General features: G+C 66.2%; 7 protein-coding genes. 6 read left to right on the top strand and 1 reads right to left on the bottom strand.

The genetic code is table 11. The annotated features are described in order from the left end of the window. Positions 1 to 58 precede the first annotated feature (58 nt). The 5 genes from MEBOL_RS31420 to MEBOL_RS31400 all read left to right on the top strand — a co-directional run bounded on the left by MEBOL_RS31420 (position 59) and on the right by MEBOL_RS31400 (position 6,760). Complete coding sequence (locus MEBOL_RS31420; protein WP_095980892.1) at positions 59 to 1,174, top strand: hypothetical protein; 1,116 nt, start codon at positions 59 to 61, stop codon at positions 1,172 to 1,174. Continuing rightward, positions 1,171 to 1,932, top strand: a complete 762-nt coding sequence (locus MEBOL_RS31415) for an RNA polymerase sigma factor (RefSeq protein ID WP_095980891.1) — start codon at positions 1,171 to 1,173, stop codon at positions 1,930 to 1,932. The genes MEBOL_RS31420 and MEBOL_RS31415 overlap by 4 nt, the downstream gene beginning before the upstream one ends. A gap of 31 nt (positions 1,933 to 1,963) precedes the next feature. Then, a complete protein-coding gene (locus tag MEBOL_RS31410; protein WP_095980890.1) occupies positions 1,964 to 3,046 on the top strand; it encodes a hypothetical protein in 1,083 nt (360 codons plus the stop codon). Next, positions 3,033 to 4,808, top strand: a complete 1,776-nt coding sequence (locus MEBOL_RS31405; RefSeq protein ID WP_170115628.1) for a S16 family serine protease — start codon at positions 3,033 to 3,035, stop codon at positions 4,806 to 4,808. Before MEBOL_RS31410 ends, MEBOL_RS31405 begins: the two co-directional genes overlap by 14 nt. Positions 4,809 to 5,476: 668 nt before the next feature. Continuing rightward, positions 5,477 to 6,760 carry a hypothetical protein gene (locus tag MEBOL_RS31400; RefSeq protein WP_095980888.1) on the top strand — a complete coding sequence of 428 codons (1,284 nt, stop codon included), beginning with the start codon at positions 5,477 to 5,479 and terminating at the stop codon, positions 6,758 to 6,760. A 334-nt stretch (positions 6,761 to 7,094) separates the two neighbouring features. On the opposite strand, the gene MEBOL_RS31395 is transcribed toward MEBOL_RS31400, so the two are convergent. Beyond that, positions 7,095 to 7,820 carry a tetratricopeptide repeat protein gene (locus MEBOL_RS31395; protein ID WP_245918988.1) on the bottom strand — a complete coding sequence of 242 codons (726 nt, stop codon included), beginning with the start codon at positions 7,818 to 7,820 and terminating at the stop codon, positions 7,095 to 7,097. A gap of 54 nt (positions 7,821 to 7,874) precedes the next feature. Between MEBOL_RS31395 and MEBOL_RS31390 the strand changes: the two genes are divergently transcribed. Beyond that, entirely contained in the window at positions 7,875 to 10,277 is a 2,403-nt protein-coding gene (locus MEBOL_RS31390) for an endonuclease MutS2 (protein ID WP_095980887.1), read from the top strand. The last annotated feature ends 55 nt before the right edge of the window (positions 10,278 to 10,332 follow it).

Below are 10,332 nucleotides of genomic sequence, written 5' to 3'. Positions count from 1 at the left end.
AGCCCGGGTGTGCGATGCAGTGACAGGTCGTATCCCCCGAGTGAGGAGGTCGGAACGCTTGGCCGCTCAGGTGAAGTGGGTGTTGTGCATCGACGAGTCCGGCGACTTCGACACCCCGACGGCTCGCGTCTGCGTGGGAGGCCTTCTCCTCCAGGAGTCGGACTCTTCCCGTCTGGCCCAGGTGCTCCGCGCGAAGCTGGAGGATGCGTTTCCGCACCTGCCCTACCCGCCTCACGCCACCGAACTCCACCGGCTCTCCTCCCACCTGGTGGGCTGGCGGAGCCTGTCTCCGGCTCGTCGAGCAGCGGTCCCGAGCGAGCTCGCAGATCCGTTGACCCGGGCGGAGCAACGGGTGCTCACGGAGGCCGATCTGCCCCCCGAGCTGGCGGCAGGGTCGGGGCGGGTGCTGCCACGACCAAAGGTCCCCGCCCTGGACCGCTGCGACGCCTGGCTCCCCAGGCGGGCACCCGAGGCCCGCGACGAGCTCAAGGCTGTGCGCTGGAAGGCCGACAACAGGTTGAAGCAACTGCTGGATGAACTCAGTCGCCTCTACCCGGGAGGGTGCCTGACCGTAGCGGCCGCCGAGCCCATGGGGACCATGCCTGGACGGGGTAACGATCGGTACCTGAACCTTCTCGTGGTGCTCTTCCAGCGGACCATCGCGCTGCTCCGCTCCTTCCAGAAGCCCGTGCACCTGAGCATCAGGACTGCGAAACGGCATGTGCTCCGACCGACGGGTGTGCATACCGACCTCACCCAGGCGGATGTCCATCTGGCGTTCAACGAGGCATTGCGCATCTCGGGTATCGGCACGCCCATCCACAGGGTAGTCGTGCCTCCCGAGGACTACGGTGCGTCCGTGCATCCCGGCCTCGTCCTGGCCGACCACCTCATGAACCAGCTCCGCATCCAGCTCACGCCCCGATCCTGGGCGCTGCTGGCGCAGGGGTTCTGGCGAACGACCGGGGTTGCCGTGGAGATGCTTGACCCCCTGAGCGGTCAGCCCCTCCCCACGGTCTCCGCCAATGGGCCCCCCCGCGCGTTTGTCGAGGCGGTGCTCACCGGTCAGCCGCCCCCCGATTTGGCGGGCGTGCAGCCGGCCTGGGCCGTGGAGGAGGCCAGGCTCTGGCTGTCAGCGTTGGATACCCAGAAGCGTACAGGGGGAAAGACATGAGCCTAGTCCAGCTGCTGCTCGACATATCCCCGGGATCCCCTCGGCGCCAGGAGGTCTGGGGGCAGCTCTACGCCCAGCTCCAAAAGTTCGCGAGCGAGGACTTCATTGTCCAGAGCACCGGAAAGAGTCTGAGCATCCCCAAGCAGGACCGGGACGATGTCGTCAACGCGGTCGCTCTGAAAATCCTTGAGAAGAGCCCCCTGCCCGTCGTCACGAGGAGCGAGGGGGAGTGCAGGCGCTACCTGAGGGTCATGTTGCGCAACCGCTGGATCGACGATCAGCGCAGGCGCAACCGACACGAGCAACTCGCCCTGGACGAACAAGCCGACAGCGCCAGTCAGGCGTCCACGCCCCCATCATCCGACGCGGCCTTGTCGCTCGCGGACAACCGGAAGCTCCTGGAGCGAGTCTACCAGGAGCTGTATTCTCGGCGTGCACCGCGCTTCCATCCGGAACTGGCCCACACTTGGGTCCAGGTCCAGGGCTTGGCATTTGAAGATACCACCATGGAAGAGTTCCTGAGGAATGACGAAGGCGTTACCGCATCTACCTCCCCGAGCGAGCGCAAGGCAGCACAACAGCGCATCCATCAAAATCATAGCCGGCTCCGCAAAAGCCTGCTGCTGACCGTGGACGTCATGAACCAAGAAGGGCTGTTGTCACCGGACGATGCAATGCTGGCCCGCCAACTCATTACGAGCTTGAACAGATGTCAGTCGGGTTCTGCGGCGGGCGTTGCACAGGGCAAATCCACATAATGGGTCTTGGATGGTTCGCGGAGGAGTCCTCATGAAGCAGCTCACCTCGAAAGTCATCGCGGAGCTCGGCCTCGAACTCGATACAGAGTTGACCTCGGTCGCCTATGCTCCCGCCCCTAATGATCCCGTGGCGCAAGGGCGCGCCACCGCGTCCGAAATGTCGCGGTCGGGGAAACTGGCGGAGCTCCTGCGCGCCGCACCTGTCTTCAATCAAATCCAGCTGGAGGGTCTGGCCGAGCGGCTCCCAGGCCTTCAACTCCGTCGCTGGCTGTCCGACCCATGTATTGTCCTCGTCGAAGCCGGACCTGTCCGTGGTTCCAAATCATTTGGAGCGCACGAGTGGCTGGATGAGGGAGCATCGCTCGTGCTGGACTCCCGCCAGGAGCCCACCTTCGTGCGCCTGGAAGGCAGCACCCGTGTCTGCATCCTGAGTTGCCAGCAGGGGAACGTCGAGCTGCTGGAGGCCGCCACGCCCACAAGCTCCGCCGCACTCGACGCGCTTGAGAAGTGGCACCCAACCCCAGTCCCCGACGTTCCCAAGCCAGACATCCGTGCGCTCACCGTGGGCTGTCAGGTCCAGAACTGGTTGTTAGCGGAAGCCGAGCAGATGGCATCCGCCGCATGGCCTCTCCGCCGGCTCTGTGCCGCGGGCCTCGTCGCCCGCCTCTGGTCGCCGAAAGACTCGCGGAAACTCCAGGAGTCACTCACTCACGCGCTCAACCCATCGTGGGGTCCCAAGAAGGCGACGGTCGACTGGTTCCGTGCACTCGACCAGGGCGTGCGCCATCAAGCCGAGTCCTCCGCCATGGAGGAAGCGGATGAGCTGGGCCAGCAATTCCCCGCCCTCCAAGCTCACGTCCTGCTCAACCCCGAGTCCGCGACGAGCCATTGCCTCCAATGGCTGCTGAATCGGGACGACCTAGAATGCGCCCTGTTCCTCCTGCGATGCACCGAGACGGGAGAGTCCCTGGAAGGGAAACTGGCGGAGCTGGATCGCCACGCCTCGGAGTTTGAATCGCTCTGGGCGATGCTGGATGTGAGCGAAAACGAGCGCCTGCGGGCAGTGGCCTGGCAGGAGCCCGAGGCATGGTGGGGTCAGCTTGCCCTTGCCTGACCAGAACGAGGAGTGGCTCCGGACCCAGCTGCCGGGAGCCAGTCACGCCCCCTTCAGCGTCCGAGAGTCGGTTCGGCAGGCCCTGCGGCACCCCTGGTGCTGGCCTCACGAACGCCCCCTGCTGACGAGCGCCCTGGAGATCATGAAGGCGCCTCCGGCGCTCCTGCGGCCTGGAGAAGCACTCCTTGTCTCCGCAGCCCCAGAGTCCCGCCGGGCGGCACTCTGGAAGCTGCGACGGAAGCCACTGCATGCCCGATTGTCCCTGCTCGATCGCGACTTCCGGCCCGAAGCCATGCGGACACTTCGGATTTCCGAGCAGATCGTGACGCGGGGACTCCCGTTCATCCTGTCGTTGGAGCCCCTGCTGCGGCAGGAGGAGTGGTGCGCGGAGCTCATCACGAAAATCGGCCGCAGTGAGTATGACTCCCTGGATGGCCCGTCCTATGGACTGTCGATGCTGCTGGCCGTGGCCTCGCTGCTCCTGGATGAGCCCCTGCCCGTCGACATCGTGGCCTCCGCCACAGTCGATGCCACGGGCGGACTGGGGCCGGTCGAGGGAATCGAAGACAAGCTCTTCATCCTGGCAGGCTCGGGGCTGGGACTGAAGCGGCTCCTCGTGGCTCAGTCCCAGGTCGCGAAGGCCAAGGAGCTGCTCGCGGAGCTCGGGAGCTCGTTGGAGGTTCAGGGAGCGCGCTCAGCGAGTGAGGTCTTCCAGGAACTCTTCGGCGCGTCCTATCAGAGCCTCTCCGAGCGCCTGAACCAACCGGAACAGACCCAACAGGCGGCACGAAAGCTCTTCCACCTCGCCCTTGAGGCGCGCTCACCCATTCTGGACTGGGAAGCCGTTGAACGGGGAGCGACCAAGGTCCTCGACAAGCTCACGCCGGACACGCCTGCCTTCATGGAGGCGCAGACCGCACGGCAGGTGGCCCGGCGCCACAACCACAAGTCCGCGCCATTGGACTGGCCCGCCGACATGATCCTGAGCCAACTGCCCCGGCCGATCCGGGACAAACTCATCGCCCAGGTGGTTCAAGCCGCCAATGACGAGGGGGAGCAACGCATCGAGGAGATCGTCGAGCGGGCGCGCGCCTCCCTGCCGCCCTCGGTCGTGGACTGCTACGAGCCCCAGCTCATCATGCGCGGGGCCATTGGCCGTGCCCTGGTGTCGCTCAGGCGCCACGAGGAGGCTCGGGTGTTCCTGCTCGAGACGGTGGAGGCTTGGCGGGAACTCGGGCAATTCGAAGAGGCCTCCCATGCCATCTGCGAGCTCCTCCGTGTGATTGGGATTCTCGGGGAACCCGCGGGACAGGAAGCAGTCCTGCCGCTGGTGGAGCAGTTCCGGGCCAGCCCCCGGTTGGATGCCGGCTCCCGCGCATTCCTCCACCTCGCCCTCGGGCGAGCCTACGTCCTCGTCGGCCGCCCCGAACACGCACTCACCTTTCTTGAGGACGGAGAGGTCTTCTGGAGCGCCACGCGGGACCACGTCCAGGACTGCCGACATCGGTGGCAGGCCACAGCCCTCGCGGCGCGCGGTCGCGCACACGAGGCCCGGGAGCTGCGCCAGAGCCTGTATCGGACGGCACGGTACCCCGGCGCACTCTTGGCACAGCTCGACGAGCTTCTGGAGACGGGAGGCAATCCCACTCCGGTGCTGGAGCGGATTCTCGAGCACGAGCAGGCGCCGATTCTGCGACTGCTCACTGATCTGGATGAACCCCTCGAGCGAGCAGAGAGGATCTCGCGCGAGTACCCTTACTGATTCCCAGAACTAATTCCCAGATTCTTGACCCTCTCGGCTAACAAACGCCACCGCGCCCGAGGGCTTACAGCCCGTAGAGGTGGTGCTCGTGAGCGTAGCGAACCCACGCCCGAGAGCGCGTAGGAACCGGAGGGCATCCACAGTGCCTGCAGATGGGGAACACGAACCGTGCCGATGGGGACACATGAAGGCAGGTTCCGACCTGTGGAGGGATTGGTCATCCTGCTGGAGAACGGGCCTGCCCGTCTTCCTGCAGTCCGGAGGGGGAATCAAGCGAGGGTCCTCCCTCATCTCCTGTCAGAGCCCATCCTCCAGCGGCGTCTCCCGGCTGTTCGCCCCCTCCACATGCCGAAAGACGCCTTGAAGAAGCTCCCAGCCAAAACACGGCCCTGGCCCAGTTGCTCTCCAACATACTTGAGCCCGAGCCCATTCCCAGGTTCATGCTGCTCGAAAAGGGTCGGATCCTGGATGCCTGCGAGTGGGGGAGGCTCCCGTTCTGGACCTCATCGTCCGGACTCTCCAGTTCACCTTAGAGCAGTCGCAGGAGCCAGCCAGGAAGCGCCTGAACCCAGGGTAGGTCCCCCGATTTCCAGGTGGTGTGCTGTTCACGGTGAATGGGCTTCCCCGTTCAACTGTTCCACGGACTCTAGCGAGTTTCAGAAGGTGGCATGGTCTCCAGACAGGTCATCAAGTGTGAAGTCTGCGGCGCCCTGACTTTGGTGCGCATCCAGGTTGGTTGGCAGGAGGAGTTCCCCATCCGCGTCGCCTGCGGACGCTGTGGAATCCTCATCACCGGCATGGCCAGGCTCGACTTCGAGAACGTGACGGGCCCCCATGTGCGTTATGAGAACGCGGAGCTACTCCCGGGTAATCAGGGTAGCTCGTTTCATTTGGAGACCTCGTCCGAGTTCCTCACAATGAAGCCAGGCCTAGCGAATGGAAAAATGATGGAAGGCGTGCTGACCCCCTTCATGCGGGCGTTCCAGACAATGGGGGCTGATGGGTACTTGGAGTTCAGCCAGCGGACCAAGCAGTTCCTCCACATGGCCAAGAATGACTGGCCCCGTGTTCGGAGAATCAACGAGCTGTGGCTCAACAGAAAGCTGGACTTACTGGCCAAGGACATCCGCGATTTCCTCCCAGCAGATGGCTTCCCCATGCGCGACGAATTCGATTGCTTGCGAGGCGTGCGTGCTCTGACGGTGCGCTTTCTCTCGCCCACTCTGGACGAGGAGCAGTTCGAACGCTGCGGCACGTTGCGCGGTGAGGTGCTGTCAAAGGCGACGCCGGACCAGCGCAAGGCCGTGAAGGAGTTCGCGAATCACCTGGCGGAGCGCAAACTCCTGAGGCGTTTCGAAGAAAGAATCCTGGCGCTCACGGCCGCATTCGTGGACCGCTTCAAGTATTTGGTTCCCGCGTTTGGGCTTCGCTTCTACGCGGGTCGATCCGACGACATGTTCGAGCAATCTTGCATCACCACCGCCTCCTTCGATGACCTGAAGCAGTTCTTCGTCGATGGATTCGAGTTGGCCACCGACCTACTGGTCATCATCATCGGCAGAAACAATGTCTTCCACCGCTCCGACTGGAACGTGATGACAGACAAGCGGCGTGACGTCAAAACGCTCGCGGACTTCGAATCGAAGACGAAGGGTGAGCGCGTCCAATTCCTGGAACAAGGAGAGGTGTTCAACTGGATTCTCGAGCCGGCACTGGACTCGAAGATCCGCAACGCAATCGCACATAACGCCTATCGGTACGACAACGCCACGCAGGCGATCACGTACTACCCGCATGGAAATGAGGTCGAATCCAACCGCCACACCCTCCATATGGCAGAGTTCGCCGAGAAGTGCCTGCGCCTCTTTGGCGCGGTGCAGCTGGCGGCCGAGGTGCTATTCGAGACGCACCGGATCTTTTTCTTCAGCCAGCGCCAGGGCTCCCCAGCCTAGTCAAAGGGTCTCTCCCCCACTTACCTGCTCTACGCTCGTCCCGGCTGATAATGCCTCCGAGCCTTCGGCTTACAGTCCGTAGAGGTGATGCTCGCGGGCGTAGGCGAGCACCTTGCTCGGCACTAGGCCCGAGGGCATTTCCCCTCGTGGGATTGCCCCAGTTACATGGCTCTCCCGCACTTTATGTGCTCCATGCGGTGGGACGCATATTACTCCGTCGCATGCGACTCACCACCCGAATGGTGAGCACACAATGTGCGGGAGAGCCACACAAAACCGGGGCAGGCTAAGCAGTGACACGATCCACGCAATGAGCCAGAAGCCCGCCCCCCGCCTAGCGGTGGGACGGCCGCAAGGGGCGCATCTTCTTGGGGGGATCAGGTGGCCTGGATTGGGCGCGCACCTGGGCCGCCAGCCGGGAGCGGCCCGTGCGCTCGTACAGCCCGGCCAGTTGGTTGAGCACCAGGAGGTTGCCCGGTTGCTCGTTCTTGAGCAGGAGCAATTCCCGCTCGGCATCCACCACCCGCCCCTGCTCCTCGATGACGCGGGCGAGCTGGAGGCGCACCTGGACCCACTCGGGGCGGGCCTTGGCGAGCAGCCGGTAGTGCATCTCCGCCTTGAGCCAGTCCTCCAGGGACGCCCAGACCCCGGCGAGCCGGAAGCGGGCTTCCTCGTAGGTGGAGCGCAGGAGGACGGCCCGCTCATAGGCCTTGGCCGCTTGGGACATCTGCCCCCGCTCCTCCCAGAGCAGGCCCCACAGGTAGTGCATCCGGGGGTTGTCGGGCGCCGCGGCGGCGGCTACCTGCAGGTGGGCTTCGACCTGGTCCAGGTCCCCTCCGAGCTTGAGCAGCAGGCGGGCGGCCTCCAAGCGGGGCAGCGCCTGGGTGGGCCAGGCGCGCAGAACCTCCAGGACGCCCGCGAGGGCCCCCTCACTGTCACCCTCCGCCTCGAGGGCGAGCGCCGGTGTCAGGTCTCCCGAGACAGGCACGTCCATGGACGCCGCGAGCGTGCCCGCGACCACGAGCCAGAGCAGCATGGCTGGCTGATAGCAGAGCGGCATTGGCCCCGCCAACCCTACTTCCTCTTGACGGCCGACCGGCCGCGCATGAAACCCATGACCGTGCAGATCGCCCAGAGAACGCTCGAAGACCTTGGCTACGCGGAAGTGCTCCGCGCGCTGGCTCACCGCTGTCGGACCGAACCTGGGAGGGAGCGCGCGCTCGCCCGGCCCTTCCTGGGTACCGAGGAGGCGGTGGCCGAAGCGCTCGCGCTCGTCACCGAGTCGCGGCGGCTCGCCCAGGAACAATTCTCCCTGCCGCTCGGCGGAGTGACGGACCTGCGGGGCGCGCTGGAGCTCGCCTCCAAGAATGGCCTGCTGGAGCCCCGGCAGCTCATCGCCGCGGCGCAGCTCCTGTTCGCCTTCGTGCGCACGCGCGAGGCCCTGGAGGAGCGCCAGCACGCGGTGCCCCGGCTCGCGGCCATCTCCCGGCGGCTGCCCCAGCTCGAACCGCTCGCGGTGCGCCTGGACCGGAGCTTCGAGGCGGACGGGGAAATCTCCGACCGGGCGAGCCCCGAGCTGCGCGAGGCCCGAGACAGGGTGCGGGGCCTGCACCGGCGCATCAAGGGCCAGCTGGACGAGATGCTCCATGACGAGGGCTTCACGCCGAAGCTGCGGGAGAACTACTACACCATCCGCAATGGCCGGTACGTGGTGCCCGTCGTCTCCAACTACCGCGGCGAGGTGCCCGGCATCGTCCACAACGCGAGCCAGACGGGGCAGACGCTGTTCGTGGAGCCCGAGCGCCTGGTGAGCATGGGCAACGATCTGGCGATCGCCCAGTCCCTGGTGACCGAGGAGGAGCGGAGAATCCTCCAGGAGCTGACGAACCTGCTCGGGCGCGAGTCGGCCAAGACGCTCGAGGGCATCGAGGCGGTGGCGGAGCTGGACGAGGCGGAGGCGGCGGCGGTGCTCGCGGGAGACCTGCGCGCCTACACGCCCGAGTTCTCCGGCGTGGAGGACCTGGCGCTCGTGCGTCTGCGCCACCCCCGGCTGGTGCTGCGGGACACCGAGGTGGTGCCCAACGACGTGGAGATGAAGGGCCAGGCGCGGGCGCTGGTGGTGTCCGGCCCCAACGCGGGCGGCAAGACGGTGACGCTCACGGCGGTGGGCCTGTGCGCGCTGATGCTGCGCGCGGGCCTGCCCATCCCCGCGGGCGAGGGCTCGCGCATGCCGCTCTACCACACGGTGCACTCCACGGTGGGCGACGCGCAGGACCTGTCCCAGGGCCTGTCCACGTTCAGCGCCCACGTGGCGCGCCTGCGCGACATCACCCTGTCGGTGGCGAAGAACTCGCTCGTCCTCATCGACGAGATCGCCGCGGACACGGATCCCCGCGAGGGCGCGGCCATCGCCATCGCCGTGCTGGAGGAGCTGCTCGGCAAGGGCGCCGTGGTGCTGGTGACCACGCACTTGGAAGAACTCAAGGCGCTCGCGCACCTGGACCCGCGCTTCCTCAACGCGCGCGTGGGCTTCGATGCCAAGCGCATGGCGCCCACATACAAGCTGCAACTGGGCGCGGCGGGCGCGTCGTCGGCCATCGAGGTGGCCTCGCGCATGGGCCTGCCCGCGCACATCTGCGAGCGCGCACGGGACTTGTCGATGAACGCGGGCGGCGCGCTGGCCAAGGCGCTGACGGCGGCCGAGGAGGAGCGGCGCAAGCTCCAGGACGAGTTGGAGCGGGCGAAGGTGGCCGCCGCGGAGGCCGAGCGGTTGCGCAAGGAGCTGGAGGAGCAGAAGGTCCAGTTCGAGCGCGAGCGCAAGGCACGGCTGATGCGCTTCAACGAGGAGGTGGCGGCGGCGAGCGAGCAGGCCGCGGCCGAGGTGCAGGAGCTGCTCAAGGTGCTCCGGGCCCAATCCAACGAGAAGGCGGCGTCCGAGGCGCGCTCGCAGTTGCTCCAGCGCATGGAGGAAGCCAACCAGCGGGCCAAGGCGGCGCGCGCGGAGCTCTTCCAGGTGGAGGCGCCCTCCCCCGCGGAACTCCGGGTGGGCGCGTGGGTGCGGCACTCGGGGTTGAACAAGGACGTGGAGATCCTGGAGCTGCACGGAGACCAGGCGCTGGTGGCCGCGGGCATCATGAAGATGCGCGTGCCCGTCACCGAGCTGTCGGGGACGCGCACGGCCAAGCCCCGGGACTCGAAGTTCCCCGAGCGCAACAAGCAGGCGCAGCAGCTCCAGCGGGCGAAGGCGGCGGCCCCCGAGGCGGTGCCGTCGACGAACTACCGCTGCGACGTGCGCGGCATGCGGGCCGAGGACGCGCTGAGCGAGCTGGAGTCCTTCCTGGACCGGGGCATGCGCAGCGGCGAGGAAGCCGCGCTCATCATCCACGGACACGGCACGGGCGCGCTGCGGCAGGCCATCCGGGACTACCTCGCGGCCTCGCCCTACATCCGCATGTTCCGTCCGGGAGAGAACCACGAGGGCGGTGACGGCGTGACCGTGGTGGCCCTCCGGGCGTGAGTCACGGTCCCCGAAACGGGGATTGATGGTAAAATCGGAAGCTCCTCTTCAATGC

Origin of the sequence: Melittangium boletus DSM 14713, assembly GCF_002305855.1 — a bacterium.
Classification (GTDB): Bacteria; Myxococcota; Myxococcia; order Myxococcales; family Myxococcaceae; genus Cystobacter; species Cystobacter boletus.
This window is presented reverse-complemented; position numbering and strand designations above follow the sequence as displayed.